The 26,066-nt window shown below is 39.4% G+C and carries 44 protein-coding genes; 2 read left to right on the top strand and 42 right to left on the bottom strand.

Features of this window, described 5'->3' with window-relative positions; all coding sequences use genetic code 11:
* Positions 1–114: 114 nt before the first annotated feature.
* Entirely contained in the window at positions 115–333 is a 219-nt protein-coding gene (locus BAU27_RS08920) for a hypothetical protein (protein ID WP_033656695.1), read from the bottom strand.
* A 193-nt stretch (positions 334–526) separates the two neighbouring features.
* Between BAU27_RS08920 and pdaB the strand changes: the two genes are divergently transcribed.
* Positions 527–1,291: a polysaccharide deacetylase family sporulation protein PdaB gene (gene pdaB / locus BAU27_RS08915; RefSeq protein WP_000464724.1), complete on the top strand. Its 765-nt coding sequence runs from the start codon at positions 527–529 to the stop codon at positions 1,289–1,291.
* Between the two features lie 126 nt (positions 1,292–1,417).
* Here pdaB and kbaA read toward each other — a convergent pair whose 3' ends face one another.
* Positions 1,418–2,029 (bottom strand): KinB signaling pathway activation protein KbaA, encoded by a 612-nt coding sequence (gene kbaA, locus BAU27_RS08910; protein ID WP_071770667.1) that lies wholly within the window; start codon positions 2,027–2,029, stop codon positions 1,418–1,420.
* Positions 2,030–2,168: 139 nt separating this feature from the next.
* On the opposite strand from kbaA, the gene gerD reads away from it, so the two are divergent.
* Complete coding sequence (gene gerD / locus BAU27_RS08905) at positions 2,169–2,786, top strand: spore germination lipoprotein GerD (protein ID WP_071770666.1); 618 nt, start codon at positions 2,169–2,171, stop codon at positions 2,784–2,786.
* Positions 2,787–2,836: 50 nt separating this feature from the next.
* Here the strand turns inward: gerD and BAU27_RS08900 are convergent, their stop codons facing one another.
* The 40 genes from BAU27_RS08900 to tuf form a co-directional block, all read right to left on the bottom strand.
* Positions 2,837–3,904, bottom strand: a complete 1,068-nt coding sequence (locus BAU27_RS08900) for an Mrp/NBP35 family ATP-binding protein (RefSeq protein ID WP_071770665.1) — start codon at positions 3,902–3,904, stop codon at positions 2,837–2,839.
* 143 nt (positions 3,905–4,047) lie between these two features.
* On the bottom strand, positions 4,048–4,761 hold the full coding sequence (gene cwlD, locus BAU27_RS08895; protein WP_071747336.1) for an N-acetylmuramoyl-L-alanine amidase CwlD: 714 nt from the start codon (positions 4,759–4,761) through the stop codon (positions 4,048–4,050).
* 66 nt (positions 4,762–4,827) lie between these two features.
* Positions 4,828–5,256 (bottom strand): YbaK family protein, encoded by a 429-nt coding sequence (locus BAU27_RS08890; protein WP_001101006.1) that lies wholly within the window; start codon positions 5,254–5,256, stop codon positions 4,828–4,830.
* 162 nt (positions 5,257–5,418) lie between these two features.
* Positions 5,419–5,811: a 30S ribosomal protein S9 gene (rpsI, locus tag BAU27_RS08885; protein WP_000079986.1), complete on the bottom strand. Its 393-nt coding sequence runs from the start codon at positions 5,809–5,811 to the stop codon at positions 5,419–5,421.
* Positions 5,812–5,832: 21 nt separating this feature from the next.
* The gene (rplM, locus tag BAU27_RS08880) at positions 5,833–6,270 is read right to left on the bottom strand and encodes a 50S ribosomal protein L13 (protein ID WP_001260795.1); all 438 of its coding nucleotides are present in this window, start codon (positions 6,268–6,270) and stop codon (positions 5,833–5,835) included.
* Between the two features lie 152 nt (positions 6,271–6,422).
* A complete protein-coding gene (gene truA / locus BAU27_RS08875) occupies positions 6,423–7,166 on the bottom strand; it encodes a tRNA pseudouridine(38-40) synthase TruA (protein WP_071770668.1) in 744 nt (247 codons plus the stop codon).
* Positions 7,167–7,180: 14 nt separating this feature from the next.
* Positions 7,181–7,975, bottom strand: a complete 795-nt coding sequence (locus tag BAU27_RS08870; protein WP_071770664.1) for an energy-coupling factor transporter transmembrane component T family protein — start codon at positions 7,973–7,975, stop codon at positions 7,181–7,183.
* Complete coding sequence (locus BAU27_RS08865; protein ID WP_071747338.1) at positions 7,963–8,844, bottom strand: energy-coupling factor ABC transporter ATP-binding protein; 882 nt, start codon at positions 8,842–8,844, stop codon at positions 7,963–7,965. Before BAU27_RS08865 ends, BAU27_RS08870 begins: the two co-directional genes overlap by 13 nt.
* A complete protein-coding gene (locus BAU27_RS08860; protein ID WP_071747339.1) occupies positions 8,820–9,662 on the bottom strand; it encodes an energy-coupling factor ABC transporter ATP-binding protein in 843 nt (280 codons plus the stop codon). Before BAU27_RS08860 ends, BAU27_RS08865 begins: the two co-directional genes overlap by 25 nt.
* Positions 9,663–9,767: 105 nt before the next feature.
* Positions 9,768–10,130, bottom strand: coding sequence for a 50S ribosomal protein L17 (gene rplQ, locus BAU27_RS08855; RefSeq protein ID WP_000331490.1), 363 nt, complete (start codon positions 10,128–10,130; stop codon positions 9,768–9,770).
* 35 nt (positions 10,131–10,165) lie between these two features.
* Positions 10,166–11,110 (bottom strand): DNA-directed RNA polymerase subunit alpha, encoded by a 945-nt coding sequence (locus tag BAU27_RS08850; RefSeq protein WP_000569644.1) that lies wholly within the window; start codon positions 11,108–11,110, stop codon positions 10,166–10,168.
* 180 nt (positions 11,111–11,290) lie between these two features.
* Positions 11,291–11,680: a 30S ribosomal protein S11 gene (rpsK, locus tag BAU27_RS08845; protein WP_000101797.1), complete on the bottom strand. Its 390-nt coding sequence runs from the start codon at positions 11,678–11,680 to the stop codon at positions 11,291–11,293.
* 24 nt (positions 11,681–11,704) lie between these two features.
* Entirely contained in the window at positions 11,705–12,070 is a 366-nt protein-coding gene (gene rpsM, locus BAU27_RS08840) for a 30S ribosomal protein S13 (RefSeq protein WP_000090790.1), read from the bottom strand.
* Positions 12,071–12,091: 21 nt separating this feature from the next.
* Positions 12,092–12,205 (bottom strand): 50S ribosomal protein L36, encoded by a 114-nt coding sequence (gene rpmJ, locus BAU27_RS08835; protein ID WP_000868344.1) that lies wholly within the window; start codon positions 12,203–12,205, stop codon positions 12,092–12,094.
* A 35-nt stretch (positions 12,206–12,240) separates the two neighbouring features.
* On the bottom strand, positions 12,241–12,459 hold the full coding sequence (gene infA, locus BAU27_RS08830; protein ID WP_001029884.1) for a translation initiation factor IF-1: 219 nt from the start codon (positions 12,457–12,459) through the stop codon (positions 12,241–12,243).
* A gap of 68 nt (positions 12,460–12,527) precedes the next feature.
* Positions 12,528–13,274, bottom strand: a complete 747-nt coding sequence (map, locus tag BAU27_RS08825) for a type I methionyl aminopeptidase (RefSeq protein ID WP_000582542.1) — start codon at positions 13,272–13,274, stop codon at positions 12,528–12,530.
* Positions 13,274–13,924, bottom strand: a complete 651-nt coding sequence (locus BAU27_RS08820) for an adenylate kinase (protein WP_001048996.1) — start codon at positions 13,922–13,924, stop codon at positions 13,274–13,276. The genes map and BAU27_RS08820 overlap by 1 nt, the downstream gene beginning before the upstream one ends.
* A 56-nt stretch (positions 13,925–13,980) precedes the next feature.
* Positions 13,981–15,282 carry a preprotein translocase subunit SecY gene (gene secY, locus BAU27_RS08815; protein WP_000490151.1) on the bottom strand — a complete coding sequence of 434 codons (1,302 nt, stop codon included), beginning with the start codon at positions 15,280–15,282 and terminating at the stop codon, positions 13,981–13,983.
* Complete coding sequence (gene rplO, locus BAU27_RS08810) at positions 15,282–15,722, bottom strand: 50S ribosomal protein L15 (protein WP_000766083.1); 441 nt, start codon at positions 15,720–15,722, stop codon at positions 15,282–15,284. The genes secY and rplO overlap by 1 nt, the downstream gene beginning before the upstream one ends.
* Before the next feature lie 33 nt (positions 15,723–15,755).
* Complete coding sequence (gene rpmD / locus BAU27_RS08805; RefSeq protein ID WP_001085231.1) at positions 15,756–15,938, bottom strand: 50S ribosomal protein L30; 183 nt, start codon at positions 15,936–15,938, stop codon at positions 15,756–15,758.
* 13 nt (positions 15,939–15,951) lie between these two features.
* The gene (gene rpsE / locus BAU27_RS08800) at positions 15,952–16,452 is read right to left on the bottom strand and encodes a 30S ribosomal protein S5 (RefSeq protein WP_000554646.1); all 501 of its coding nucleotides are present in this window, start codon (positions 16,450–16,452) and stop codon (positions 15,952–15,954) included.
* A 21-nt stretch (positions 16,453–16,473) separates the two neighbouring features.
* On the bottom strand, positions 16,474–16,836 hold the full coding sequence (gene rplR / locus BAU27_RS08795; RefSeq protein WP_000628818.1) for a 50S ribosomal protein L18: 363 nt from the start codon (positions 16,834–16,836) through the stop codon (positions 16,474–16,476).
* Between the two features lie 31 nt (positions 16,837–16,867).
* Positions 16,868–17,407, bottom strand: coding sequence for a 50S ribosomal protein L6 (gene rplF, locus BAU27_RS08790; RefSeq protein ID WP_000086551.1), 540 nt, complete (start codon positions 17,405–17,407; stop codon positions 16,868–16,870).
* 32 nt (positions 17,408–17,439) lie between these two features.
* Complete coding sequence (gene rpsH / locus BAU27_RS08785; protein ID WP_000245511.1) at positions 17,440–17,838, bottom strand: 30S ribosomal protein S8; 399 nt, start codon at positions 17,836–17,838, stop codon at positions 17,440–17,442.
* A 29-nt stretch (positions 17,839–17,867) separates the two neighbouring features.
* The gene (gene rpsN, locus BAU27_RS08780) at positions 17,868–18,053 is read right to left on the bottom strand and encodes a 30S ribosomal protein S14 (protein ID WP_001085700.1); all 186 of its coding nucleotides are present in this window, start codon (positions 18,051–18,053) and stop codon (positions 17,868–17,870) included.
* A gap of 33 nt (positions 18,054–18,086) precedes the next feature.
* Positions 18,087–18,626, bottom strand: a complete 540-nt coding sequence (gene rplE, locus BAU27_RS08775; RefSeq protein ID WP_071747340.1) for a 50S ribosomal protein L5 — start codon at positions 18,624–18,626, stop codon at positions 18,087–18,089.
* A gap of 26 nt (positions 18,627–18,652) precedes the next feature.
* Positions 18,653–18,964 carry a 50S ribosomal protein L24 gene (gene rplX / locus BAU27_RS08770; RefSeq protein WP_000558200.1) on the bottom strand — a complete coding sequence of 104 codons (312 nt, stop codon included), beginning with the start codon at positions 18,962–18,964 and terminating at the stop codon, positions 18,653–18,655.
* Positions 18,965–19,002: 38 nt separating this feature from the next.
* The gene (gene rplN / locus BAU27_RS08765) at positions 19,003–19,371 is read right to left on the bottom strand and encodes a 50S ribosomal protein L14 (RefSeq protein WP_000615912.1); all 369 of its coding nucleotides are present in this window, start codon (positions 19,369–19,371) and stop codon (positions 19,003–19,005) included.
* 43 nt (positions 19,372–19,414) lie between these two features.
* Complete coding sequence (gene rpsQ, locus BAU27_RS08760; protein ID WP_000004106.1) at positions 19,415–19,678, bottom strand: 30S ribosomal protein S17; 264 nt, start codon at positions 19,676–19,678, stop codon at positions 19,415–19,417.
* Positions 19,679–19,698: 20 nt separating this feature from the next.
* Positions 19,699–19,899: a 50S ribosomal protein L29 gene (rpmC, locus tag BAU27_RS08755; protein ID WP_000855718.1), complete on the bottom strand. Its 201-nt coding sequence runs from the start codon at positions 19,897–19,899 to the stop codon at positions 19,699–19,701.
* Positions 19,889–20,323, bottom strand: coding sequence for a 50S ribosomal protein L16 (gene rplP, locus BAU27_RS08750; RefSeq protein ID WP_000928969.1), 435 nt, complete (start codon positions 20,321–20,323; stop codon positions 19,889–19,891). The genes rpmC and rplP overlap by 11 nt, the downstream gene beginning before the upstream one ends.
* 1 nt (position 20,324) lies before the next feature.
* Positions 20,325–20,984: a 30S ribosomal protein S3 gene (gene rpsC, locus BAU27_RS08745; RefSeq protein WP_000529958.1), complete on the bottom strand. Its 660-nt coding sequence runs from the start codon at positions 20,982–20,984 to the stop codon at positions 20,325–20,327.
* Positions 20,985–20,987: 3 nt separating this feature from the next.
* Positions 20,988–21,329 (bottom strand): 50S ribosomal protein L22, encoded by a 342-nt coding sequence (rplV, locus tag BAU27_RS08740; RefSeq protein ID WP_001148024.1) that lies wholly within the window; start codon positions 21,327–21,329, stop codon positions 20,988–20,990.
* A gap of 17 nt (positions 21,330–21,346) precedes the next feature.
* Positions 21,347–21,625 carry a 30S ribosomal protein S19 gene (gene rpsS, locus BAU27_RS08735; protein WP_000124454.1) on the bottom strand — a complete coding sequence of 93 codons (279 nt, stop codon included), beginning with the start codon at positions 21,623–21,625 and terminating at the stop codon, positions 21,347–21,349.
* A gap of 60 nt (positions 21,626–21,685) precedes the next feature.
* On the bottom strand, positions 21,686–22,516 hold the full coding sequence (gene rplB, locus BAU27_RS08730) for a 50S ribosomal protein L2 (RefSeq protein WP_000511584.1): 831 nt from the start codon (positions 22,514–22,516) through the stop codon (positions 21,686–21,688).
* 28 nt (positions 22,517–22,544) lie between these two features.
* Positions 22,545–22,835 carry a 50S ribosomal protein L23 gene (gene rplW / locus BAU27_RS08725; protein ID WP_001205557.1) on the bottom strand — a complete coding sequence of 97 codons (291 nt, stop codon included), beginning with the start codon at positions 22,833–22,835 and terminating at the stop codon, positions 22,545–22,547.
* Entirely contained in the window at positions 22,835–23,458 is a 624-nt protein-coding gene (gene rplD / locus BAU27_RS08720) for a 50S ribosomal protein L4 (RefSeq protein WP_001127261.1), read from the bottom strand. The genes rplW and rplD overlap by 1 nt, the downstream gene beginning before the upstream one ends.
* Before the next feature lie 25 nt (positions 23,459–23,483).
* Entirely contained in the window at positions 23,484–24,116 is a 633-nt protein-coding gene (gene rplC / locus BAU27_RS08715) for a 50S ribosomal protein L3 (protein WP_000160209.1), read from the bottom strand.
* 34 nt (positions 24,117–24,150) lie between these two features.
* Entirely contained in the window at positions 24,151–24,459 is a 309-nt protein-coding gene (rpsJ, locus tag BAU27_RS08710; RefSeq protein WP_001040595.1) for a 30S ribosomal protein S10, read from the bottom strand.
* A 400-nt stretch (positions 24,460–24,859) separates the two neighbouring features.
* Positions 24,860–26,047, bottom strand: coding sequence for an elongation factor Tu (tuf, locus tag BAU27_RS08700; protein WP_048374300.1), 1,188 nt, complete (start codon positions 26,045–26,047; stop codon positions 24,860–24,862).
* Positions 26,048–26,066: the final 19 nt, after the last annotated feature.

The raw sequence follows: 26,066 nt of genomic DNA, 5'->3' as shown, positions 1-26,066 counted from the left end.
CTTCGTTTTTCGATGTCAACTAAGTTTTTTAATTTCTTTTTTGTCGTTTTCTGCGTTTCCGCATCAGCGACGTTTATTAATTTATCATATACTCACTCTTAACGTCAACACTTTTTAATAAAAAATTCTTTTTCTTACATACCGAATACATTCTTCTCTATTAGCAACTCTCCGAAATAAACAAAAAATGATTTTATATCTTTCTTCCATCGCCTTTTTCACAACGCTATGTATACGCTCATCTTCAAAATCAAATAAAAGTTCCTCTAACTCTCTCTTCAGTATGTATTCCATTTCTTTTCTCTCTTCCTTCGTTAACATAATCCCAAGCAAATTATCACCCCAATAGTTCCTTACATATATCAATAAACGCCCCACTCATTTTCAGTTACCAATAATGTATCATCAAAAAATAAAATTCTATCATTCATTATATCCACCACCTACGATGTTAATCCCTTGTTCTCTTTTTTAAATTTAAAGCATATATGTAACTGAAAAGGATTGGACAAAGGGGCGTAATATTATGTTTTTCTTTTTTATTACGAGTAAAAGAACATTTAAACACATTAGCTTAATAGTCGTACTTTCCTTATTTACAGCATGGCTACTCTTTTTAAAAACATATTCACATGAATCTGCTTTTTCAACCGCTACTGGCCCTAAGGTGATTTACAAAGGGGACACCGCAAAAAAACAAGTTGCATTCACGTTTGACATTAGTTGGGGAGATAAAAAAGCTATTCCAATCCTTAATACACTCAAAGAAAGAGAAATTAAGAATGCAACCTTCTTTCTCTCTGCTGCATGGGCCGAAAGACACCCTGATATTGTCGAACGAATCATGAAAGATGGACATGAAATTGGTAGTATGGGCTATAATTACACATCCTACAATTCACTAGAAGCAAATGAAATACGAAGAGATCTTTTGCGAGCGCAAGATGTTTTTACGAAACTTGGCGTAAAACAAGTCAAGCTATTACGCCCACCTAGTGGCGACTTTAACAAAACAACCCTTAAAATAGCCGAATCACTCGGATACACCATCGTTCATTGGAGTAACAATTCAAATGACTGGAAAAATCCCGGCGTAAATAAAATCGTTTCCACAGTCTCTAGCAATTTAAAGGGTGGAGATATTGTCTTATTACACGCTTCTGATTCTGCTCTTCAAACAAATAAGGCTTTACCATTACTCTTACAAAAATTAAAGAGCGACGGATATGAACAAACATCTGTATCACAACTTATTTCCAACACAAGTACGAAAAGCGAAGATATTAAGTAATTCTTTTCTACACGATTCTTCACACATAAAAAGCTCTGCTATTTTAATGAAAAATAGCAGAGCTTTTTTATCCTCGTATTTACAAACGATAAGAATCTGGCTAATTACAAATCCACTCTCTCCTCATTAAGCTGACTTACTCTTTTGTCCAATTAAACGATGCAATACAAGTAACTGATATGAATTACATAATAGGAGTGGTATCACCATTAAATATAACCAATCTGTATCATTAATCCGGAGCGCTGGTACCCATTCAAGAATTGTTACAACAATCATAAAGAACAGAGCGGGCACAAATGCTTTTTTATTCGTTTCTTTACTCTTTATGTATGCGACAATTGCCCCAAACACAAATAATATCCCCGCAACAAGTATGTTATTCCCTAATGAAGCTTCCCCATTCGCAATAAGTACTGACCTTAAATAAACGAAATCAAACAATACGAACGCAATAAAGAAGAGTTGCACCGCATTCCATAAAGACGATGACCGAAACATCCCTAATCCAAAACGATGGATCGTTAAATACGCAAAGAATCCCATTTGACTTATAACACTAAAAATAAATCCTACGCCCATCAACCAAAAAGAAATTGCTAAAATCTCTTTTCCGTCGAAATTTTGAAAAAATTTAGCGTACTTGTCCCATTCTAAAACAAATCCAATAAAGACTGTGCTAATCCCACCCAGAAACAACGTCGTAAAAAATAGTCGTACCCACTTGCGGCTATTCACAACACATCCCCCATTATTCTTATATTTCTAATTAAATTGTATCAATGACAATTTCAAAAAGCTAGCCATGTTAATGTATAAATTCCTTAAAGAGATTTATATTAAAAAAAGAGAACTGTGCTGAAAGGAGCTCCAATTTATGAAACGGCTGCTGCTCGTTTTGATTTCTTCTTTTCTATTTATCGCACTAGTGGCATGTGCACAAGAAAAAGAAGCAAAATCCGAACTTGATTATGATCAAACAAAAAAAATGATTGTTGATATTTTAAAAACAGACCAAGGAAAAAAAGCGATCCAAGATGTATTAACTGATGAAAAAATGAAACAAGCACTCATACTAGATGAAACAGTAGTAAAGAAAACGATTGAAGATGCAATGGTATCCGAAAAAGGGCAACAATTCTGGGAAAAGCTCTTTAAAGACCCTGAGTTCTCATCGAAATTTGCTAAAAGTATGGGAAAAGAACAAACAAACTTAATGAAAACTTTACTAAAAGACCCTGAATACCAATCAGGTGTTATAGAGATTATGAAAAATCCTGAAGTAGAAAAAATGATGTTACAAACAATGAAGAGTAAAGAGTATCGTCTATATTTACAACAAGTACTAACCGAAACTGCCGAAAGTCCACTCTTCCAGACTAAGATGATTGACATCATTAGTAAAGGTGTACAAAAAGCCGAAAAAGGCGGGTCTGATAAAAAAGGTGCAGGCGGTGCAGGTGGTTCTCAAGATGGGAACAAAGAACAACAATAAAAATTATAGTAATGAGTGGACAATGTATATATTGTCCACTCATTACTACTTTATTTTTGCGCGACAGCTGTTTTATCAATAACTGTCTCAGCTATCGAACGATAAATAAGACCAGTTGTATGCGTATCTTCATATACTGACGGCGCAAAGTCCTCTTTATTCCAATCCGGTTGTTGAAGTGGAATTCGACCAAGCACATCTGTTTGGAGTTCCGTAGCTAATTTATCTCCTCCACCTCTTCCAAACACATACTCTTTTTCACCAGTTGCTTTACTTTCAAAATACGCCATATTTTCAACAACACCAAGAATACTATGTTCTGTACGTAAAGCCATAGCTCCAGCACGCGCTGCTACAAATGCGGCTGTTGGATGCGGCGTTGTTACAATAATCTCTTTGCAAGCCGGCAACATCGAATGCAGATCTAAAGCAACATCACCCGTACCTGGTGGTAAATCCAATACTAAGTAATCTAAATCACCCCATTCTACTTCAGTGAAAAAGTGATTTAACATTTTCCCAAGCATCGGTCCTCTCCAAATAACTGGTGCATTATCTTCTACAAAGAATCCCATTGAGATCACCTTCACACCTAGACGCTCCACTGGTATTATCTTATCCCCTCTTACGATTGGACGTTTCTCTATACCCATCATATCCGGTACACTAAAACCGTAAATATCCGCATCAATGATACCGACCTTTTTCCCTAAACGAGCTAAAGCAATTGCAAGGTTAACGGAAACAGTCGATTTCCCTACTCCACCTTTTCCACTTGCCACTGCTAAAAATGTTGTATGTGAGTTCGGTGATAATAAAGATTCACTTTTCTCTTCCTCTTGCGGTGGTGCAAACTGAGCTAATTCCTCTTCTGTAAATTCTGCAAAACGAAGTCCAACTGTTGTTGCCCCAAGTTCTTTTACTAACTTTACAATTCCAGACTGCAACTGCATTTGTTCCGCTGTACCTGTTTTTACAATTGCAATTTTAACACTTACATGTTCCTTCTCAGGCTTGACTGTTACCTCTTTAATTGCATTTGTTTCTTTTAACGTTTTATGTAAAAACGGATCTACAATCCCTTCCAACGCTTCCACTACCTGCTCTTTTGTTACCATAATTAGCCCAGCCCCCTGTATGAAAAATAACGTAATGTTAATTAAATTTATCTCTCTTTATTTTTGAAATAAATGCGTTTACATTTCCAGTATAACATATTTTCGGAAAACTTCGTTAACGAGAGAAACTCGAAAAATCCTCCTTATTCCGGAGGATTTCCTTTTTCTGTGAAATAACGTAATATACCACGATATATTGCAGCTGCTACTTTTTGCTGATACTTCTCCGAATTTAGCATATACCTTTCATTCACATTCGACAAAAAGCCAGCCTCAATTAAAGCACCTGGTTTTTTGGCATACTTCAATAAGTACACGTGAGGAATTGTTTTAGCAGAACGATTCGTATTTTCTAAGCTCGTTCTCAATTCAGCCTGTATAAATTTCGCAGCCCGTTCATTTTCAATTAAAGAACGGTAATAGAACGTTTGTGCGCCTTTAGATCCACCGCTAGTTAGGGCGTTTAAATGAATGCTTGCAAAAAAGTCTACATCAGGCTTATTAATAATCTCTACACGCCTTTTTAAGTCCTCTGCTTTACGCCTACTATATGACTTTGTATCTTTGTTAGCTAAATCATAATCTCCTTCACGAGTTAAAATAACTAACGCACCTTGTTCTTGTAAATAATCTTGTACTTTTTTTGTAATTTCAAGCGTAATATCTTTTTCTACAATATCCTTTCCACCAACAGCCCCTCCGTCTGGACCACCATGCCCAGCGTCTAGTACGATCACTTTCCCTGATAAGGGTAAATTCCATGCTCGCCACGATTTTGTAATTTGAAATTCTTGTTTGACTAAAAAAAACAAAACAACCGCAGCGAGCGCAAAAGAGATAATTCGAATTCTCTTCATACCTTTCCTCCTCCAGCTAGTCCCTCTAATTACTTATATGGGACAAGAGGAAAGTTTATGCTTGTCTTAGTGTAGCTTTAATCGATATCTTCGTTCACCTTTTTCATACCCTTCCTGCCACCACAGACCGATAAACTGCTGGCAAGATTCAAAAAGTAATTCCTCATCTTGCAGTTTAATTTCACGCATAGTCATACTTGTTAAAAATTGAAATAATGTTTCAGTTAATTGTTGCTCTTCTTCCAAGGCTCTATATTTCACATCAAAGAATGATTCACCATAATAACCAAATTTACTGTATCTCGCTCCTAATAAATAAGATTCTATCCCTAGTTCAATACAATAATCTTCATACTGACGATGAAGTTCTTGCATCTGAAAGGCATCACGAATATTTGAGCGCAATGTTTTTAATGATAATTCTCGCAGCATCTTCCGCTCGTATTTCAACTGCTTTTCTTTTTGTTTTTCTTGTAAGCTGACAATGACATTCATAGTACTTATAAACCTCCCTAATACGTATTAGTCTAAACTTCTAAAGAAGAAGCATACGCAAGGCGGTGGCACTAAAATATTCCAAACTACAAAAATTACAAAAGAGGAATTAAACATAAAAAAACCCCAACCAAAATGGTTGGGGTTTGTAGTTCGCAAAAATTAACGTTTTGAGAACTGAGGTGCACGACGTGCGCCTTTAAGACCGTATTTTTTACGCTCTTTCATACGTGCGTCACGAGTTAATAGACCTGCACGTTTTAATGTTAGACGGTATTCTGGATCAGCTTTTAATAAAGCGCGAGAAATACCGTGACGAATAGCACCAGCTTGACCAGTGTATCCACCACCATTTACGTTTACAAGTACATCGTAGTTACCTAAAGTTTCTGTTGCAACTAGAGGTTGTTTCACTACTTCACGTAATGCAGCAAATGGGATATAGTTTTCAAAATCACGACCGTTAATGATAACGCGTCCTTCGCCTGGAACTAGGCGCACGCGCGCTACTGAACTCTTACGACGTCCAGTGCCATAGTATTGAACCTGTGCCAAAGTAAGCCCTCCTTTAATTGATTATCCGCGAAGTTCGTAAACTTCTGGTTTTTGTGCTTGGTGTGGATGCTCTGCTCCAGCATACACGTTTAATTTCTTAGATACTTGACGTCCTAAACGTCCTTTTGGAAGCATCCCTTTAATTGCAAGCTCTAACATTTGTACAGGGTAGTTTGTACGCATTTCTAGAGCTGTTCTTTGCTTAAGTCCACCTGGGTGGTTAGTGTGACGGTAGTAAATTTTATCGTTTAATTTATTACCTGTTAAATGAATTTTCTCAGCGTTAATAATAATTACATGATCACCCGTGTCAACGTGTGGTGTAAATGTAGGTTTGTTTTTACCACGTAAAATGGATGCTACTTCAGTAGATAGGCGACCTAAAGTTTGACCTTCAGCATCAACCACATACCATTTACGCTCAACTTCGTTAGCTTTTGCCATAAAAGTCGTACGCATGTGTTTCCCTCCTCGTTATCTTTTCCATAGAAAAAATCTATTGTTTATCTTAAACACGATTTCCTTCCGGGGCTAATCGTGGTTTTAGAAACAATACCATATGTTATGATATACTTTTGAGTTTCTAATGTCAAGCAAATGTTACACCAGGATTAGTTGTTATAGTTTACCTGCCATAAGTAAAGTCCATGACCTGGAGCCATCTTTCCAGCAAACTGGCGATTTTGTTTCGCTAAAATCTCTGGAATGCTATCAGGATCAAGCTTTCCTTGCCCTATGTTAAGTAACGTACCAACAATAATTCTGACCATATTATATAAAAATCCATTACCTACAAAACGAAAAATTAATTCATCGTCTTGCTCAATTAACTCAATTTCATAAATTGTTCGCACTTTATCTTTTTTGTCAGTTTTTGCCGAACAAAAAGAAGTGAAATCATGCGTTCCAATAAAATAAGGAATCGCTTTTCTTATAGAGTTTATTTCAAGTGGATATGGATATTGATATACGTAATTTCTACGGAATACATCCGCAGTCTTTGATAATAATACACGATAACGATATTCTTTTTTCTCGACACCGTAACGCGCATGAAATTCTTCTGTTTTTTTCTCTACCTGTCTGATAACAATATCATCTGGCAACATTGTGTTTAAAGCATTACTCCATTGCCACTCTGCAAGAGACAAAGTGGTATCAAAGTGTATCACTTGTCCTTTTGCATGAACCGTAGAATCTGTTCTGCCCGATGCTTGAACACGAACAAGTTCTCCTTTATGCAATTTCTGCAATGCTTTCTCTATCTCTTGTTGAACAGTACGATGCTGCGGCTGAATTTGATAACCACAAAAATGCATGCCATCATATGCAACCGTACATTTTATTCTATCCATTTCTTTATTCTCCATTACGATCGCACCCATGCCAAAATACAAGCTAAACAAAGTAAGCTTATAATCGTTACTGTATCACTTGTTTTCCAGCGTAGTTGCCTAAATTTAGTACGTCCTTCGCCACTTTGATATCCACGCGCTTCCATCGCAATCGCTAAGTCCTCTGCACGCTTAAAAGCACTAATAAATAACGGAACGAGTAGTGAAATAATAGCTTTCATCCTATCTTTTATCGGTCCCCCGGCGAAATCAATGCCACGTGACGCTTGTGCTTTCATAATTTTACTCGTTTCATCCATTAATGTCGGGATAAAACGTAGTGAAATTGACATCATTAATGCGATTTCATGAACAGGAACTTTTATACGCTTCAACGGCTTTAATAACGTCTCCAACCCATCTGTAATTTCAATAGGTGTCGTCGTTAACGTTAATAATGTCGTCATTAAAATAATAACGAAGAATCGTATAGAAATGTATACCCCTTGCTCTAATCCTTTTTCATGTATCGAAAACCAACCAAGCTGGAATAGTACTTCCCCTTCTTTATTTGTAAAAATATGCAGGAAAAATGTAAAAAGAAAAATCCATAGAATTGGTTTTAAGCCCGAAAGTACATAACGAATCGGCACTTTTGCAAAAAATAAAGCAATGAGTGCATACAAAAATAAAAATCCATATGAAATCGCATTATTTGCTAAAAAAACAACAAATACATATAAAAAGACAATCAACAGCTTCGTACGAGAATCAAGTTTATGAATGACTGACTGACCTGGAATGTATCTCCCAATGATCAACTGCTGCATGATTCATGACCACCTTTTCGTAACACCTGTACAACTTCATGAGTAAGATCCTCTAAAGATAAGGTAGCCTTCGAAATTGAAATACCAAACTTTTCTTCAATTGCACGTTTATACTTTAAAGACATCGGAAGATCCACACCAATTTTCTCTAATTCATCTCCATGTGAAAATACTTCCTCTGCTCTTCCTTGCAAAAAGACCGTTCCTTTATGCATGACCACAATTTGATCTGCATACTTAGCAGCATCCTCCATATTGTGGGTGACAAGAATGACTGTAAGCCCCTGTTCCTTATGAAGCTTGTAAAACATCTCCATGAGCTCGTGCTGTCCTTTAGGATCAAGCCCTGCTGTAGGTTCATCTAATACAAGCACTTCGGGTTCCATCGCAAGTACGCCTGCTATTGCAACGCGCCTCATTTGCCCACCGCTTAACTCAAACGGAGAACGTGCTAATAACTCTATGTCCAATCCAACAAGCTGGATTGCATCTTTCGCCTTTTGTTTTGCCTCTTCTTCAGATACACCAAAATTAGTAGGTCCAAAACAAATATCCTTCTCAACTGTCTCTTCAAATAGCTGATGTTCTGGGAACTGAAAGACAACCCCTACTTTTTTTCGTAGTGGTTTAAGTTTCTTTTCTTTCTTCCCTGCTGAAATTAAATGTTCGCCAATTTGAACCGTACCATTTGTCGGCTGTAATAAACCATTTAAATGTTGAATCATCGTCGACTTTCCTGAACCAGTATGACCAATAATGGCATAATAGCCCCCACTTGGAAACGACACGTCTACATCATAAAGTGCGCGTCTTTCAAATGGAGTTTTATATTGATAACGATGTTCTACTTTTTGGAATGTAATCTCCAAAGTTCGTTCACCAAGCTTTCCATTGTAAGATGCGTATTTTGCAAGTGAATTTCATTTCTTTTTAATAATTCTGCTATTTTCACCGAAAAAGGTACATCTAATCCAATCTCTTGGAGCATATGAGAGGATTTGAAAATTTGCTCTGGAGTACCTTCCTCTAATATTTCTCCCTTGTTCAAAATAATAATACGGTCTGACTGTGCCGCTTCTTCTAAATCGTGCGTAATCGATAACACCGTAATACCCTTTTGATTAACAAGTTGTCTAACCGTTTCTACTACTTCAAGTCTCCCCTGAGGGTCTAACATTGAAGTTGCTTCATCTAGTATTAAAATAGATGGCTGAAGTGCTAAAACACCTGCTATTGCGACTCGCTGTTTTTGTCCGCCAGATAACGAATGGGGTTCATCATTAAGAAAATCTTCCATACGGACCAGTTGCAGGGCTTGTTCTAGTCTCTCTATCATCTGCTCCCTTGGCATTCCGATATTTTCTAGACCAAATACAACGTCATCTTGTACTGTCGTTCCAACAAATTGATTATCAGGATTTTGAAATACCATCCCAATTTGTTTTCGAACATCCCATACCGTTTCCTCTGATAAAACCACTGTATCATTTACAGTAATGGTCCCTGATTCCGGTAAAAACAAACCATTCAATAATTTTGCAAGTGTAGATTTACCTGAACCATTTTGTCCAATAACAGATACCCATTCTCCTTCATATAAGGAAAATGAAACACCTTTTAATGCATAAGAGGCTGCCCCAGGATATTGAAATGATATATTTTCTGTCCGAAGTTTCTCTTTTTTCAATACAAGGCACCCTTTCCTTCGCCAAGTTAGCCTATTTTTTATATTTAAAAAAAAAGGGCCATGACCAGTTACTTGAAAAGAACTGTCCTGCCCTTTTAATCATCATTATACTAACTCGATAATTACCATTGGTGCTGCGTCTCCGCGACGTGGACCAATTTTTGCAATACGAGTGTATCCGCCTTGGCGCTCAGCATAGCGTGGAGCTACATCAGCGAATAATTTTTGAAGTGCATCTTGACCAGTCTCAGCGTTAGCAACTTCATTGCGAATGAAAGCTGCTGCTTGACGACGAGCATGAAGATCTCCGCGTTTACCTAAAGTGATCATTTTTTCCACTACAGAACGAAGTTCTTTTGCACGAGTTTCTGTCGTTTGGATGCGCTCGTTGATAATTAAATCAGTAGCTAAATCACGTAACATAGCTTTACGTTGCGCACTTGTACGGCCTAATTTTCTGTATGCCATTCGTAGTTCCCTCCTTTGTTGATGGGTTTAAATCCTCAGTCGTCTTTACGTAAACCTAAACCTAATTCCTCAAGTTTATGTTTAACTTCTTCTAAGGATTTACGTCCTAAGTTACGAACTTTCATCATATCTTCTTCTGTTTTGTTCGCAAGCTCTTGTACAGTATTAATTCCTGCACGTTTTAGGCAATTATAAGAACGAACAGAAAGATCTAGTTCTTCGATAGTCATCTCAAGAACTTTCTCTTTTTGATCTTCTTCCTTCTCGACCATAATCTCAGCATTTTGTGCTTCATCAGTTAAACCAACAAAGATATTTAAATGCTCAGTTAAGATTTTGGCACCTAAAGAGATAGCTTCTTTTGGCCCGATGCTTCCATCCGTCCATACATCAAGCGTAAGCTTATCATAATTAGCCACTTGTCCGACACGTGTCTTTTCCACTTGGTAAGTTACACGTGATACTGGAGTATAAATAGAATCAATAGGAATTACTCCTATTGGTTGATCTTCGCTTTTATTTGCATCAGCTGGCGTATACCCACGGCCACGCTTTGCAGTTAAACGCATGCGGAAATGCGCATTTTTTGCTAACGTTGCAATGTGTAAATCTGGATTTAAGATTTCTACATCACTATCGTGAGTAATATCAGCAGCTGTGACAATACCTTCGCCCTGCACATCAATTTCCAACGTCTTCTCTTCTTCAGAGTAGATTTTAAGAGCTAACTTTTTCAAGTTTAAGATGATCGTCGTAACGTCTTCTACTACGCCCTCAACTGTTGAAAATTCATGTAATACGCCATCGATTTGGATAGCAGTAACAGCGGCACCAGGGAGTGAGGATAAAAGAATACGACGTAAGGAGTTACCCAAAGTAGTACCATATCCACGCTCAAGCGGTTCAATTACGAATTTACCATATTTAGCATCTTCGTTAAGTTCAACCGTTTCGATTTTCGGCTTTTCGATTTCAATCATTAACTAAACCCTCCTTCAAAACGTCGAAACCCCGGTTAAACAAAGGGATACCCCCTGTCTAACCGAAAGTCCCCCTTAGGCAGTTCCCGATTGTGCACAACAAGCGATGTTTCTGTACGAAATTTCTCGATAATGCATCATATCCATTATAGACAAAAGGGAAAATTCTATACAGAAAAATTACACACGACGACGTTTTGGTGGACGACATCCATTATGAGGAACTGGAGTAACATCTCTAATTGCTGTTACTTCTAGACCTGCAGCTTGAAGAGCACGAATTGCAGCTTCACGACCAGCACCAGGACCTTTAACAGTAACCTCTAATGTTTTTAAACCGTGCTCCATTGCAACTTTAGCAGCAGCTTCAGCAGCCATTTGCGCAGCGAATGGAGTAGACTTACGAGATCCACGGAAACCAAGTGCACCAGCACTAGACCAAGAAAGTGCGTTACCATGAGTATCTGTAAGTGTTACGATTGTGTTGTTGAAAGTAGAACGAATATGAGCTATACCAGCTTCAATATTCTTTTTCACACGTTTTTTACGAGTGTTTGTTTTACGTGCCATTGTTAGTTCAACCTCCTTTACTTATTATTTCTTTTTATTTGCTACTGTACGACGTGGACCTTTACGTGTACGAGCATTGTTTTTAGAGTTTTGACCACGAACTGGTAAACCACGACGGTGACGAAGACCACGGTAAGAACCGATCTCCATTAGACGTTTAATGTTAAGAGATACTTCACGACGAAGGTCTCCCTCAACTTTAATACGATCGATGATATCACGGATACGTCCTAGTTCGTCTTCCGTTAAATCACGAACTCGTGTTTCTGAAGAAATACCAGCTTCAGTAAGAATTTTTTCAGCAGTTGTGCGACCAATGCCGAATACGTAAGTTAAAGAAATAACAACGCGTTTGTCTCGAGGAATATCTACACCTGCGATACGTGCCATTCTGAATGCACCTCCTTCTGATTAACCTTGTTTTTGTTTATGTTTAGGGTTTTCACAAATAACCATTACTTTTCCACGTCTACGAATAACTTTACATTTTTCGCAGATTGGTTTAACTGACGGTCTTACTTTCATGTCTCGAACCTCCTTAAAGATTACGGAGTGCTATATTATTTAAAACGGTACGTAATACGACCACGATTTAAATCGTACGGAGATAATTCTACCGTAACTTTGTCTCCTGGTAAAATACGAATGAAGTTCATACGGATTTTACCAGAAACGTGAGCCAATACGACATGCCCATTCTCTAATTCTACTTTGAACATAGCATTTGGCAACGTTTCAAGAACGGTACCTTCGACTTCAATTACATCATCTTTAGCCATTCAATAGTTCTCCCTTCTTCAAATCAGTAACATTTTACACTGCTCTGAAATCCCGGAGAGCCAGCTACTTATAAAGTGGTAAGGATTTCGTATCCTGCTTCTGTAAGAGCAATCGTGTGCTCAAAGTGGGCACACCATTTACCATCTACCGTTACCACTGTCCAGTCATCAGATAGTGTTTTTACATATCGTCTTCCTTGATTCACCATCGGCTCAACACAGATGACCATTCCCGGCTTTAATCTAGGACCTCTATTTGGTGGACCATAGTGCGGGATTTGAGGGTCCTCATGTAAGTCTTGCCCGATTCCGTGACCAACATACTCCCTAACGATCGAGAACCCATTCTCTTCAGCATGGGTTTGAACCGCATGTGAGATATTTGATAATCTTTCGCCTGGTTTTACTTGTTCTAGACCAAGATACAACGATTTTTCTGTGACATCAAGTAGCTTTTGAACAGATTCAGAAATGTTTCCAACTGGATACGTCCATGCAGAATCTCCATGGTACCCATTGTATTTCGCACCAATATCGATACTGATGATATCGCCCTCTTCGAGCTTGCGCTTCCCTGGAATTCCGTGTACAAGCTCTTCATTTACAGAAGCACATATGCTCCCCGGAAATCCGTTGTATCCTTTAAAAGATGGCGTAGCACCATATTTTCGAATCGTCTTTTCCGCTATTTGATCGAGCTCTTTCGTTGTAATTCCTGGAGTAATGTGCTGTTTCAACTCTTGATGAGTTAAAGCAACGATCCTGCCGGCTTCTCGCATGATTTCTATCTCGCGAGGAGTTTTGCAGATGATCATTACGCTAAGCCTCCGATGAGAACATCGATATCAGCAAATACTTTATTGATATCTTGCTCACCATTAATGCTTTGTAAGTAACCAAGCTCCTCGTAGAAATCAAGCAAAGGTTTTGTTTGCTTAATATTTACATCTAAGCGATTTGCCACAGTTTCTTCATTGTCATCAGAGCGTTGATATAATTCGCCACCACATTTATCGCACACATCAGCTTTTGCTGGTGGATTGAATTCTAAGTGGTAAGTCGCACCGCACTCTTTACAAATGCGACGGCCTGTAAGGCGTTTTAATAACAACCCTGAATCCACATTAATGTTTAAAACATAGTCGATTTTTTTGCCAAGATCTTTCATAATCTCTTCAAGAGCTGATGCTTGTGCAACAGTTCGTGGGAAACCGTCTAGTAAGAAACCTCTTACGCAGTCTTCTTGACTTAAACGTTCACGAACGATTCCGATTGTAACTTCATCTGGAACAAGCGCACCTTTATCAATAAAAGATTTTGCTTGTAGACCCATTTCAGTTTCAGCCTTCATAGCTGCACGGAACATATCTCCTGTTGAAATGTGAGGGATGTTATACTTGGCAACAATCTGTTCGGCTTGTGTACCTTTACCAGCACCAGGAAGCCCCATTAAAATTAAGTTCATCCTTGTTCCCCCTCAGAGTACATGAGCATGTAGGGAAGACAATTCTTCCCACTTACTCACTGCTTGATAAACCCTTTGTAATGGCGTTTTACCAGTTGGCTTTCTAGCTGCTTCATTGTTTCTAAAGCAACGCCGACAACGATTAACATACTCGTTCCACCAATCTGTGCAGATGGGGGAAGATTTCCCAGTTTCGTAAAGATAACTGGTAAGATTGCAATCGCTGCTAGGAAAATTGATCCTACAAAGGTCAAACGATACAAGATTTTTGTTAGATATTGTTCCGTATTCTTACCCGGACGAATACCTGGAACATATCCACCTTGTTTGTTTAGATTCTCTGACATTTGCTCTGGATTAACCTGAACAAACGCATAGAAATATGTGAAGGCTACAATGAGCGCAACATATATGATCATTCCCACTGGGTGAGAATAGTTAAAGTTTGCAATGATCCACTGCGATACATCATGATTCGGGAAGAACTGTGCAATAGTTGGAGGCGTAATTAAGAATGAAACAGCAAAAATGACTGGAATAACACCCGCACTATTTACCTTAAGCGGTAAATGTGTGTTTTGTGCTCCAGCATGATTCCCATTTCCTCCTGTTACACGCTTCGCATATTGAATTGGGATCTTTCTAACAGCCTGTTGAATGAAAATAACACCAACAATAACTGCTAGCACAGCTAGTAAGATCAATGCAACTTTAACGATACTCATGAACAATTGATCTCCGATATTTTGAAACTGTTGTTGATACACTTGAGATATAACACTTGGGATCGCTGCGGCAATACCGCCAAAGATAAGGATGGAAATACCATTACCTACACCTTTAGCTGTAATCTGTTCACCTAACCACATTAAAAATGCAGTACCAGCAGTCAGTACCGTAGCAATGTATAAATAAGTGCTCCAACCAGGATTCAAAATTAATTGCCCACCTACCATACCGTTAAAACCGATTGACATACCAAACCCCTGAATAAACGCAAGAACAATTGTAAAGTAACGCGTGAATTGCGTTAGTTTACGACGGCCCATTTCACCTTGCTTCGACCATTCCGAAAATTTAGGAACAACATCCATCTGCAATAATTGCACGATGATGGATGCTGTAATATACGGCATGATTCCCATCGCGAAGATGGAGAAGTTTTTCAAGGCGCCACCGCCAAATGTATTTAGGATACCTAAGGCATTTAATTGATCTTGTGCTTTCAGTACGTCTCCATTTGTAAATGGCACTGGGATAAACGTGCCAATCCTGAATACGACTAACATCGCTAAAGTGAATAATATTTTACGTCTTATCTCAGCAACGCGCATAAAGTTGGAGATTGTACGAAACATTAGATCACCTCAACTGATCCGCCAGCTGCTTCAATTGCTTCTTTAGCACTTGAAGAGAACTTGTGCGCTTTAACAGTTAATTTTTTCTCTACTGCTCCGCTTGCAAGAATTTTAACACCGTCGTTTAACTTGCTGATAACGCCAGTTTCCAGCAATAATTCAGGTGTTACTTCTGTACCATCTTCAAAACGATTTAACGTTGATAAGTTTACAATAGTAAACTCTTTACGGTTAATGTTTGTGAAGCCGCGTTTTGGTAAACGACGGAATAATGGAGTTTGACCACCTTCGAAGCCAAGACGAACACCGCCGCCAGAACGTGCGTTTTGTCCTTTATGACCTTTACCAGCAGTTTTACCGTTACCAGAACCGATACCACGACCGACACGGTTACGTACTTTACGAGAACCTTCTGCAGGTTTTAATTCATGAAGTTTCATTCCCAGGCACCTCCTTATATTAATGAGTTATCCTTAAGCTTCTTTTACAGTTATAAGGTGAGAAACTTTGTTGATCATACCAAGAATAGCAGGAGTTTCTTCCTTAACTACAGTTGAATTCAACTTTTTAAGACCTAAAGCTTCTACCGTCGCACGTTGATCTTGTGGACGACCAATTACACTACGAGTGAGGGTAATTTCTAACTTTTTCGCCATTTGTTTTCCCTCCTTAACCTAGTAGCTCTTCTACAGATTTACCGCGTAATTTTGCAACATCTTCAGCGCGCTTAAGTTCGCTTAATCCGTTCACAGTAGCGCGAATCATGTTGATTGGTGTGTTAGAACCAAGAGATTTCGAAAGAATATCTTGTACACCAGCTAATTCAAGTACCGCACGAACAGGTCCACCAGCAATAACACCAGTACCTTCAGCAGCAGGTTTTAAGAATACTTCACCAGCTCCAAAATGACCGTTGATTGTGTGTGGAATTGTTGTACCAACTAATGGTACAGCGATTAAGTTTTTCTTAGCGTCTTCGATAGCTTTGCGAATTGCGTCTGGTACCTCTTGTGCTTTACCAGTACCGAATCCAACATGACCGTTTTTATCGCCAACTACAACTAGTGCAGCAAAGCGGAAACGACGACCACCCTTAACAACTTTCGCGACACGATTTATCGTAACTACACGTTCTTCAAGTTCTAATTTACTTGGGTCAATGCGATGCATCAATTTTCCCTCCTTTGACCATTAAAATTGTAATCCAGCCTCACGAGCAGCTTCAGCTAGAGCTTTAACACGGCCATGGTATAAGTAACCACCGCGATCGAATACTACTTCTTTAACGCCTTTCTCTACAGCACGCTTAGCAACTGATTCTCCAACTTTCGTAGCAGCTTCAGTATTGCTAGTACCGTTAAGAGCAAGGTCTTTATCAAGAGTAGATGCACTTACTAACGTTACACCATTTACATCATCAATAACTTGAGCGTAAATATGTTGGTTAGAACGGAACACGTTTAAACGTGGACGTTCTGCAGTACCAGTAAGCTTAGCACGTACACGTGCATGTCTTTTCTTACGAGTCGCATTTTTATCAGCTTTAGTGATCATTCTTGTCACTCCTTTCTCTCACCTAACGGGTTTACTTAGCAGTTTTACCTTCTTTACGACGAACAACTTCGCCTTCGTAACGAATACCTTTACCTTTATATGGCTCAGGAGCACGTACAGCACGGATGTTAGCAGCAAATTCGCCAACACGTTGCTTGTCGATACCTTTGATTACGATTTTAGTTGGTGCAGGTACTTCAACTTCAAGACCTGCTTCCGGAGTCATTTCTACTGGATGAGAATAACCTACGCTTAAAACAAGTTTATCTCCTTGTTTTTGAGCACGGTAACCAACACCGACTAATTCAAGTCCGCGTGCGAAACCTGCAGTTACACCTTCAACCATGTTTCCGATTAAAGCACGAGTTGTACCGTGTAATGCACGGTGTTCCTTCTGTTCAGATGGACGCTCAACTGTTAGTGTATTTTCTTCAATTTTGATAGACATATCAGCATTGAATTTACGAGTTAATTCACCTTTAGGGCCTTTTACTGTTACAGTATTGTCTTCTGCAATTGTAATAGTAACACCTGCAGGGATTTCAAGAATCTTTTTACCAATACGAGACATGTGGTCACACCTCCGTTCGTTTTAAATATATATTACCAAACGTATGCTACTACTTCTCCACCAGTTTGTAATTGACGAGCGTCTTTGTCTGTCATTACTCCCTTAGATGTAGAAACAAGAGCGATACCTAATCCGTTAAGTACACGTGGTACTTCATCAGCTTTAGCGTAAACGCGTAAGCCAGGTTTACTGATACGTTTTAATCCAGTGATTACACGTTCATTGTTTGCACCATATTTCAGGAAAATACGAAGGATACCTTGTTTGTTATCCTCGATGTATTCTACATCACGAATGAAACCTTCACGTTTTAAAAGTTCAGCGATCTCTTTTTTGATTTTAGAAGCAGGAACCTCTAATTTCTCATGACGTACCATGTTCGCATTACGGATGCGAGTAAGCATGTCTGCAATTGGATCTGTCATCACCATGTGTTTTACCTCCTTCCCATTTGTGGGTTTTACCAACTAGCTTTTTTAACACCAGGAATTTGACCTTTATATGCAAGTTCACGGAAACAAATACGGCAAAGCTTAAATTTGCGGTATACAGAATGCGGACGACCGCAGCGTTCGCAACGTGTATACTCTTGTACTTTAAACTTAGGAGTACGCTTTTGTTTCGCTATCATAGATTTTTTAGCCACGTTTTCGCCTCCTCTACTTAGCGTTGGCTTCCATTATTTTTGGAATGGCATACCGAATTGTGTTAAAAGTTCACGAGCTTCTTCATCAGTTTTCGCTGTAGTAACGATTACGATGTCCATACCGCGGACTTTGCTTACTTTATCATAATCGATCTCAGGGAAGATAAGTTGCTCTTTAACACCTAATGTGTAGTTCCCACGACCATCAAATGATTTCTTAGAAACACCACGGAAATCACGTACACGTGGTAAAGAAACTGATACTAATTTGTCGAAGAACTCATACATGTGCTCGCCGCGTAAAGTTACTTTCGCACCGATTGGCATACCTTCACGAAGACGGAAACCAGCGATTGATTTTTTAGCACGAGTTACAACAGGCTTTTGACCTGCGATTTGTGTTAATTCTTCTACTGCATTGTCTAAAGCTTTTGAGTTAGATACCGCGTCACCAACACCAGTGTTGATTACGATCTTTTCGATTTTCGGTACTTCCATCACAGATTTATAGTTAAACTTGCTCACTAGAGCAGGAGTAATTTCCTTTTGGAACTTCTCTTTAAGGCGATTCAATGAAGTGACCTCCTTTCTTAAGAAAATTATTTATCTAATAATTCACCAGATTTTTTTGCAATACGAACTTTTTTACCATCTTCTACTTTGAAGCCTACGCGAGTAGGTTCACCTGTTTTCGGATCTAAAATCATAACGTTAGAAACGTGAATAGGTGCTTCTTTAGTAATAATTCCACCTTGTGGATTTAATTGAGATGGCTTAGAGTGTTTTTTAACGATGTTAACACCCTCAACGATAACACGGTTTTGCTTTGGGAAAGCCACAAGGATAACGCCTTGTTTTCCTTTGTCTTTTCCAGTGATTACCTGTACTTTATCACCTTTTTTTACATGCATCTTAATTCTGCACCTCCTTAGCAAGGCAATACCTTAAATTATAGAACTTCTGGAGCTAAAGAAACGATCTTCATGAAGTTGCTATCACGTAATTCACGAGCTACTGGTCCGAAGATACGAGTACCACGTGGGCTCTTATCGTCTTTAATGATAACCGCTGCGTTTTCATCAAATTTGATATAAGAACCGTCCGGACGACGAGCTCCGCTCTTCGTACGTACTACTACTGCTTTAACAACGTCACCTTTTTTAACAACGCCACCTGGTGTTGCTTGTTTTACCGTAGCAACGATAATATCACCAATGTTAGCATATTTACGACCAGAGCCGCCTAATACTTTAATTGTTAAAAGTTCACGTGCACCAGAGTTGTCAGCAACTTTCAAACGAGATTCTTGTTGGATCATGTTATGAAACCTCCCTTCGGACTAAAAATTCCGATTCGTCTATTTAGATAATAACCGCTTCTTCAACGATTTCAACTAAACGGAAACGCTTAGTAGCAGAAAGCGGGCGAGTTTCCATGATTTTAACGATATCGCCAAGTTTCGCTTGGTTTTGCTCATCATGGGCTTTGTACTTTTTAGAATACTTAACACGTTTTCCGTACAAGGAATGAGTTTTGTAAGTTTCAACTAAAACTGTAATCGTTTTGTCCATTTTATCAGACACAACACGACCAGTATAAACTTTGCGTTGGTTACGTTCGCTCACTATGCAAACCTCCCCTCAATTTATCGATTAATTCCGATCTCTCTTTCACGAACTACAGTTTTCATACGAGCAATCGCTTTACGCACTTCACGGATGCGAGTTGGATTCTCTAATTGTCCTGTAGCAAGTTGGAAGCGAAGATTGAATAATTCTTCCTTTAAAGCTTTAACTTTTGTTTCGATTTCGGCAGTGGTTAGTTCACGAATATCATTAGTTTTCATTAGATTCACCACCATTTTCTTCACGTTTTACGAATTTACATTTCACAGGTAACTTGTGAGCTGCAAGACGTAATGCTTCGCGTGCTACCTCTTCAGATACACCCGCGATTTCAAACATAATTTTCCCAGGTTTTACTACTGCTACCCAGCCTTCTGGTGCCCCTTTACCGGAACCCATACGTACTTCTAGAGGTTTTGCAGTGTAAGGTTTAGAAGGGAAAATTTTAATCCATACTTTACCGCCACGTTTCATGTAACGAGTCATTGCACGACGAGCAGCTTCGATTTGACGGTTTGTAATCCATGAAGCAGCTTGTGCTTGTAAACCGAATTCACCGAAAGCAATTTCAGTTCCACCTTTTGCACGACCACGCATTTTACCACGATGCTCTCTACGATATTTTACGCGTTTTGGCATTAACATATTATTTTCCTCCTTCCTCAGAAGCTTTCTTTTTTGTAGGAAGGACTTCTCCACGGTAGATCCATACTTTTACGCCTAATTTACCGTATGTTGTATCAGCTTCAACTGCTGCATAGTCAATATCAGCGCGAAGTGTATGAAGTGGAACAGTTCCTTCACTGTAAGATTCTGCACGAGCGATATCAGCTCCGCCAAGACGACCAGAAACCTGTGTTTTAATACCTTTAGCACCTGCACGCATAGCACGTTGAATAACTTGCTTTTGTGCACGACGGAATGATACACGGTTTTCTAATTGACGAGCGATGTTTTCGCCTACTAATTTAGCGTTAAGATCAGCTCTCTTAACTTCTAAAATATTGATGTGTACACGCTTGCCTGTTAATTGGTTAAGAGCTTTACGAAGTGCTTCAACTTCTGTACCACCTTTACCAATTACCATACCAGGTTTTGCAGTGTGAATTGTAACATTTACACGATTTGCTGCACGTTCGATTTCTACTTTAGCAACAGCAGAATCTTTTAAGCGTACAGTAATGTACTCACGGATTTTGATGTCTTCATGTAATAATGTAGCGTAATCTTTCTCAGCGAACCAACGAGATTCCCAGTCACGGATAACACCGACACGAAGACCAATTGGATTAACCTTCTGACCCATCGATTATCCCTCCTTCTTTTCTGATACCACAACTGTGATGTGGCTTGTGCGTTTGTTAATTTGGCTTGCACGACCCATTGCACGTGGACGGAAACGTTTCAACGTTGGACCTTCGTCAACGAAAACTTTTTCAACAACTAAGTTGTTAATATCCATCTCATAATTGTGCTCTGCATTTGCGATTGCAGATTTTAAAACTTTTTCTACAACTGGAGAAGCAGTTTTTGGTGTGTGGTTAAGGATAGCAATCGCTTCACCCACTTGCTTACCTCGGATTAAGTCTACTACTAAACGAACTTTACGAGGAGCAATACGAACTGTTCTCGCTACTGCTTTAGCTTGCATTGAAGTGCCTCCTCTCATTATCTTCTAGTTTTCTTATCGTCAGCAAGGTGACCTTTATACGTACGAGTTGGTGCGAATTCACCTAACTTATGGCCAACCATATCCTCAGTGATGTACACAGGTACGTGTTTACGACCATCATATACAGCGATTGTGTGTCCGATGAACTGAGGGAAGATAGTTGAACGGCGAGACCAAGTTTTAACAACTTGTTTTTGCTCAGATGCAACTAATTTTTCCATTTTGCTCATTAAGTGATCATCGACAAATGGTCCTTTTTTTAAGCTACGAGCCATTTTGGTGCCTCCCTTCGTGATTGGCGTACGGTTCTTGAAGCGAACCGTACTACAATCCCATTATTTTTTACGACGACGAACGATAAATTTATCAGACGCTTTGTTTTTCTTACGAGTCTTGAATCCAAGAGTTGGTTTACCCCATGGAGACATTGGAGACTTACGTCCGATTGGAGAGCGTCCTTCACCACCACCGTGTGGGTGATCAACCGGGTTCATTACAGAACCACGAACTGTTGGGCGCTTACCTAACCAGCGAGAGCGACCTGCTTTACCGATTTTGATAAGTTCGTGTTGTTCGTTACCAACTTGACCGATTGAAGCGCGACAAGCAGATAATACAAGACGTACTTCACCAGAAGTTAAACGTACAAGTACGTATTTTCCTTCTTTACCAAGTACTTGAGCAGATGTACCAGCAGAACGAACTAATTGTCCGCCACGACCAGGCTTAAGCTCGATGTTATGAACAACAGTACCTACTGGAATGTTGATTAATGGTAATGCGTTACCGATTTTAATGTCAGCTTCAGGGCCAGACATAACTTCCATACCTACTTCTAAAGTTTTAGGAGCAAGAATGTAACGTTTTTCACCGTCAACGTAGTTAATTAATGCGATATTCGCAGAGCGGTTTGGATCGTATTCGATCGTAGCAACGCGTCCTGGAATTCCATCTTTGTTACGCTTAAAGTCGATGATACGGTATTGACGCTTATGTCCGCCACCTTGATGACGTACAGTAATTTTACCTTGGTTATTACGACCAGCCTTTTTGCTTAAAGGAGCAAGTAAAGACTTTTCCGGTCTGTCAGTCGTGATTTCAGCGAAATCATTCGTAGTCATGTTACGACGACCGTTAGTAGTTGGATTATACTTTTTAATTCCCATCTCAATTTCCCTCCTTCTTTAGTAAGAATTAAACGCCTTGGAAGATTTCGATTTCTTTGCTGTCAGCAGTTAGCTTAACGATTGCTTTACGACGACGGCTAGTAAAACCAGCGTGACGACCAACACGTTTTGCTTTCGGCTTGTAGTTCATGATGTTTACTTTGTCTACATTAACACCAAAGATCGCTTCGATAGCGTCTTTAACCTCTGTTTTATTAGATTTAACGTCCACGTCGAACGTGTATTTTTTTTCAGCCATCATTTCCATAGAACGTTCAGTGATAACTGGGCGCTTAATGATATCACGAGGATCTCTCATTATGCAAGCACCTCCTCTACTTTTTCCACTGCCGCTTTTGTCATGATTAGCTTATCATGATGAAGCACATCTAGCACATTTACGCCATCAGCAGTGATTACTGTTACTCCAGGGATATTGCGAGCAGATAACTCTACAGATTCGTTTGCATCAGCAGTTACGATAAGAGCTTTCTTCTCAACAGTTAATCCTTTAAGTACTGCTACCATGTCTTTTGTTTTTGGTGCATTTAACACTAGGTCTTCAAGAACTACAATGTTGTTCTCAACTACTTTAGTAGCTAATGCAGATTTGATCGCTAAACGACGAACTTTCTTAGGAAGTTTGTACGCATAGCTTCTTGGTGTAGGTCCGAATACCGTACCACCACCACGCCATTGAGGAGAGCGGATAGAACCTTGACGAGCACGTCCAGTTCCTTTTTGACGCCATGGTTTACGACCACCACCGCGAACTTCAGAGCGAGTTTTTACTTTGTGTGTACCTTGACGTAAAGATGCACGTTGCATCATTACAGCTTCAAAAAGTACAGCTTCATTTGGTTCGATACCGAAAATAGCTTCAGCTAATTCGATTTCACCAACCTGTGAACCAGTTTGGTTATATACAGTAACTTTTGGCATTGGAATTCCTCCTTCCTATTGTGAATTATTTGCTAACCTTCACAGCGCCTTGAACAACTACAAGAGATTTCTTAGCACCTGGAACGTTACCTTTTACTAGTAATAAGTTGCGCTCAGTGTCAACTTGAACGATTTCTAAGTTTTGGATAGTAACTTGGTCTCCACCCATACGTCCAGCAAGTTTTTTACCTTTGAATACACGGTTCGGAGCAACTGGCCCCATTGAACCTGGACGACGGTGATAGCGAGAACCATGAGACATAGGTCCGCGAGATTGTCCGTGGCGTTTGATAACACCTTGGAAACCTTTACCTTTAGAAATTCCTGTTACGTCAACGATTTCACCTGCAGCGAAAACTTCAACTTTTACCTCTTGACCAACCTCTAATCCGTCCACGTCTGCATCGCGGATTTCGCGAATGAAGCGCTTAGGAGTTGTAGATGCTTTAGCAGTGTGGCCTTGTTCAGGTTTGTTAGTTAACTTTTCACGTTTGTCTTCAAATCCTAACTGAATTGCGTTGTAGCCATCAGTTTCAGTTGTTTTCTTTTGAAGAACAACGTTTGGATTAGCAGCGATTACCGTTACTGGGATTAACTCACCGTTCTCAGCAAATACTTGAGTCATACCGATCTTTCTTCCTAAGATTCCTTTGGTCATGAGTTACACCTCCTACATTTTTAAGTTATATAATTTATAGTTTGATTTCGATATCTACACCAGACGGTAAGTCTAAACGCATTAATGAATCTACTGTTTGTGGAGTAGGACTCACGATATCGATTAAACGTTTGTGTGTGCGCATTTCGAATTGCTCACGAGAATCTTTGTACTTATGAACAGCACGAAGAATTGTGTAAATAGTCTTCTCAGTTGGTAATGGGATCGGACCAGAAACTGTTGCCCCAGAACGCTTAGCTGTTTCTACAATTTTCTCAGCTGATTGATCAAGAATACGGTGATCATAAGCTTTTAAACGGATACGAATTTTTTCTTTTGCCATTATTTTCCCTCCTTCGTTCGCCTATTTCTAAAATAGACCTTCTCCATGGAAATTTCCCCACACCATGCCATGGCAAAGCGGCCGGGTGTGTCAGCAACCTTCCACTTCATCGCAGTCAAAGACCAACATTGTCTATTATACAATGTTATTCGTCTAGATGCAAGCATCTTTTTGTTTGCATCTGCTTTTCTCTACTTTTGCTATTATACATGGCACTTTAAAGAATTTCAAGTTTTCATCTCACAGAATTCATTTTACAGTTTCTGGATTTTGGTTTTATTGATTTTGTATTACTATAGAAGAAACTCGTCAAAATATAAAAAAATCATTTCATTCATTATATAAATACAAACAAAAAACCCAAGGGAAAATCCCTTGGGTTTTTTTATATCAGTTAAGATTACTCAACGATAGTAGCAACTACACCGTAACCTACTGTACGTCCACCTTCACGAATAGAGAATTTAGTTCCCTCTTCGATAGCGATTGGAGCGATAAGTTCGATAGTCATTTCGATGTTGTCACCAGGCATTACCATTTCAGTACCTTCTGGTAATTGGATGATACCAGTTACGTCAGTTGTACGGAAGTAGAACTGAGGACGGTAGTTAGCGAAGAATGGAGTATGACGTCCACCTTCTTCTTTAGATAATACGAAAACTTCAGCTTTGAATTTAGCGTGTGCTTTTACAGAGCCAGTTTTAGCAAGAACTTGTCCACGTTGGATGTCTTCACGAGCAACCCCACGAAGAAGAGCACCGATGTTGTCTCCAGCTTGAGCTTGGTCAAGAAGCTTACGGAACATTTCTACACCAGTTACAGTTGTAGAAGCATTCTCTTCAGCAAGACCGATAATTTCTACTACGTCACCAACTTTAACGATTCCGCGCTCTACACGACCAGTTGCAACTGTACCACGACCTGTGATAGAGAATACATCCTCGATAGGCATTAAGAATGGTTTGTCAGTTTCACGTTCTGGAGTTGGGATGTAAGCATCAACTTCAGTCATTAATTCGATGATTTTTTCTTCCCACTCAGCTTCTCCTTGAAGAGCTTTAAGAGCAGAACCTTTGATTACAGGAATATCGTCGCCTGGGAATCCGTATTCAGATAATAGGTCGCGAACTTCCATTTCTACTAATTCTAATAATTCTTCGTCGTCTACCATGTCGCATTTGTTTAAGAATACAACGATGTAAGGAACACCTACTTGACGAGAAAGAAGGATGTGCTCACGTGTTTGAGGCATTGGGCCATCAGCAGCAGATACTACTAAGATACCGCCGTCCATTTGAGCAGCACCAGTGATCATGTTTTTAACATAGTCAGCGTGACCTGGGCAGTCAACGTGTGCATAGTGACGAGTTTCAGTTTCGTACTCAACGTGTGCAGTTGAGATTGTGATTCCGCGCTCTCTTTCTTCTGGAGCAGCGTCGATTTGATCGTATCCGCGTGCTTCAGCACCACCAGCTTTTGCAAGAACTGTAGTGATCGCAGCAGTTAATGTAGTTTTACCATGGTCAACGTGGCCGATTGTACCGATGTTAACATGGGGTTTAGAACGTTCGAATTTAGCTTTAGCCATTCTAAATTCCTCCTTAGTT

Origin of the sequence: Bacillus sp. NH11B, assembly GCF_001884205.1 — a bacterium.
GTDB lineage: Bacteria > Bacillota > Bacilli > Bacillales > Bacillaceae_G > Bacillus_A > Bacillus_A proteolyticus.
This window is presented reverse-complemented; position numbering and strand designations above follow the sequence as displayed.

Bases quoted from the DNA above. Each gene is read 5' to 3' on its own strand.
- BAU27_RS08870 (WP_071770664.1), bottom strand. From the start codon at position 7,975: ATGCAGCAGTTGATCATTGGGAGATACATTCCAGGTCAGTCAGTCATT.
- BAU27_RS08850 (WP_000569644.1), bottom strand. From the start codon at position 11,110: ATGATTGAAATCGAAAAGCCGAAAATCGAAACGGTTGAACTTAACGAA.
- cwlD (WP_071747336.1), bottom strand. From the start codon at position 4,761: ATGAAGAGAATTCGAATTATCTCTTTTGCGCTCGCTGCGGTTGTTTTG.
- BAU27_RS08900 (WP_071770665.1), bottom strand. From the start codon at position 3,904: ATGGTAACAAAAGAGCAGGTAGTGGAAGCGTTGGAAGGGATTGTAGAT.
- truA (WP_071770668.1), bottom strand. From the start codon at position 7,166: ATGGATAGAATAAAATGTACGGTTGCATATGATGGCATGCATTTTTGT.
- rplN (WP_000615912.1), bottom strand. From the start codon at position 19,371: ATGATCCAACAAGAATCTCGTTTGAAAGTTGCTGACAACTCTGGTGCA.
- rplW (WP_001205557.1), bottom strand. From the start codon at position 22,835: ATGAGAGATCCTCGTGATATCATTAAGCGCCCAGTTATCACTGAACGT.
- secY (WP_000490151.1), bottom strand. From the start codon at position 15,282: ATGTTTCGTACAATCTCCAACTTTATGCGCGTTGCTGAGATAAGACGT.
- rpsC (WP_000529958.1), bottom strand. From the start codon at position 20,984: ATGGGTCAGAAGGTTAATCCAATTGGTCTTCGTGTCGGTGTTATCCGT.
- rplO (WP_000766083.1), bottom strand. From the start codon at position 15,722: ATGAAACTTCATGAATTAAAACCTGCAGAAGGTTCTCGTAAAGTACGT.
- rplM (WP_001260795.1), bottom strand. From the start codon at position 6,270: ATGCGTACGACTTTTATGGCAAAAGCTAACGAAGTTGAGCGTAAATGG.
- rplC (WP_000160209.1), bottom strand. From the start codon at position 24,116: ATGACCAAAGGAATCTTAGGAAGAAAGATCGGTATGACTCAAGTATTT.
- rplV (WP_001148024.1), bottom strand. From the start codon at position 21,329: ATGCAAGCTAAAGCAGTAGCGAGAACAGTTCGTATTGCTCCTCGTAAA.
- rpsM (WP_000090790.1), bottom strand. From the start codon at position 12,070: ATGGCACGTATCGCAGGTGTAGATATTCCTCGAGACAAACGCGTTGTT.
- tuf (WP_048374300.1), bottom strand. From the start codon at position 26,047: ATGGCTAAAGCTAAATTCGAACGTTCTAAACCCCATGTTAACATCGGT.
- rplP (WP_000928969.1), bottom strand. From the start codon at position 20,323: ATGTTAATGCCAAAACGCGTAAAATATCGTAGAGAGCATCGTGGTAAA.
- map (WP_000582542.1), bottom strand. From the start codon at position 13,274: ATGATCATCTGCAAAACTCCTCGCGAGATAGAAATCATGCGAGAAGCC.
- rpsE (WP_000554646.1), bottom strand. From the start codon at position 16,452: ATGCATCGCATTGACCCAAGTAAATTAGAACTTGAAGAACGTGTAGTT.
- rpmD (WP_001085231.1), bottom strand. From the start codon at position 15,938: ATGGCGAAAAAGTTAGAAATTACCCTCACTCGTAGTGTAATTGGTCGT.
- infA (WP_001029884.1), bottom strand. From the start codon at position 12,459: ATGGCTAAAGATGATGTAATTGAAGTCGAAGGTACCGTTCTTGAAACG.
- rpsK (WP_000101797.1), bottom strand. From the start codon at position 11,680: ATGGCACGTAAAACAAACACTCGTAAAAAACGTGTGAAAAAGAATATT.
- rplR (WP_000628818.1), bottom strand. From the start codon at position 16,836: ATGATCACTAAAGCTGATAAAAATGCGACTCGTAAGAAAAGACATGCA.
- BAU27_RS08890 (WP_001101006.1), bottom strand. From the start codon at position 5,256: ATGAATGTCATTGTCAGCTTACAAGAAAAACAAAAAGAAAAGCAGTTG.
- gerD (WP_071770666.1), top strand. From the start codon at position 2,169: ATGAAACGGCTGCTGCTCGTTTTGATTTCTTCTTTTCTATTTATCGCA.
- rpmJ (WP_000868344.1), bottom strand. From the start codon at position 12,205: ATGAAAGTAAGACCGTCAGTTAAACCAATCTGCGAAAAATGTAAAGTT.
- rplB (WP_000511584.1), bottom strand. From the start codon at position 22,516: ATGGGAATTAAAAAGTATAATCCAACTACTAACGGTCGTCGTAACATG.
- pdaB (WP_000464724.1), top strand. From the start codon at position 527: ATGTTTTTCTTTTTTATTACGAGTAAAAGAACATTTAAACACATTAGC.
- rplQ (WP_000331490.1), bottom strand. From the start codon at position 10,130: ATGGCATACAGAAAATTAGGCCGTACAAGTGCGCAACGTAAAGCTATG.
- rpsJ (WP_001040595.1), bottom strand. From the start codon at position 24,459: ATGGCAAAAGAAAAAATTCGTATCCGTTTAAAAGCTTATGATCACCGT.
- rplD (WP_001127261.1), bottom strand. From the start codon at position 23,458: ATGCCAAAAGTTACTGTATATAACCAAACTGGTTCACAGGTTGGTGAA.
- rpmC (WP_000855718.1), bottom strand. From the start codon at position 19,899: ATGAAAACTAATGATATTCGTGAACTAACCACTGCCGAAATCGAAACA.
- rpsS (WP_000124454.1), bottom strand. From the start codon at position 21,625: ATGGCTCGTAGCTTAAAAAAAGGACCATTTGTCGATGATCACTTAATG.
- rplF (WP_000086551.1), bottom strand. From the start codon at position 17,407: ATGTCTCGTATTGGTAAAAAGATTCTTGAAATCCCTGCAGGTGTTACT.
- BAU27_RS08820 (WP_001048996.1), bottom strand. From the start codon at position 13,924: ATGAACTTAATTTTAATGGGGCTTCCTGGTGCTGGTAAAGGTACACAA.
- rpsH (WP_000245511.1), bottom strand. From the start codon at position 17,838: ATGGTGATGACAGATCCAATTGCAGACATGCTTACTCGCATCCGTAAT.
- rplX (WP_000558200.1), bottom strand. From the start codon at position 18,964: ATGCATGTAAAAAAAGGTGATAAAGTACAGGTAATCACTGGAAAAGAC.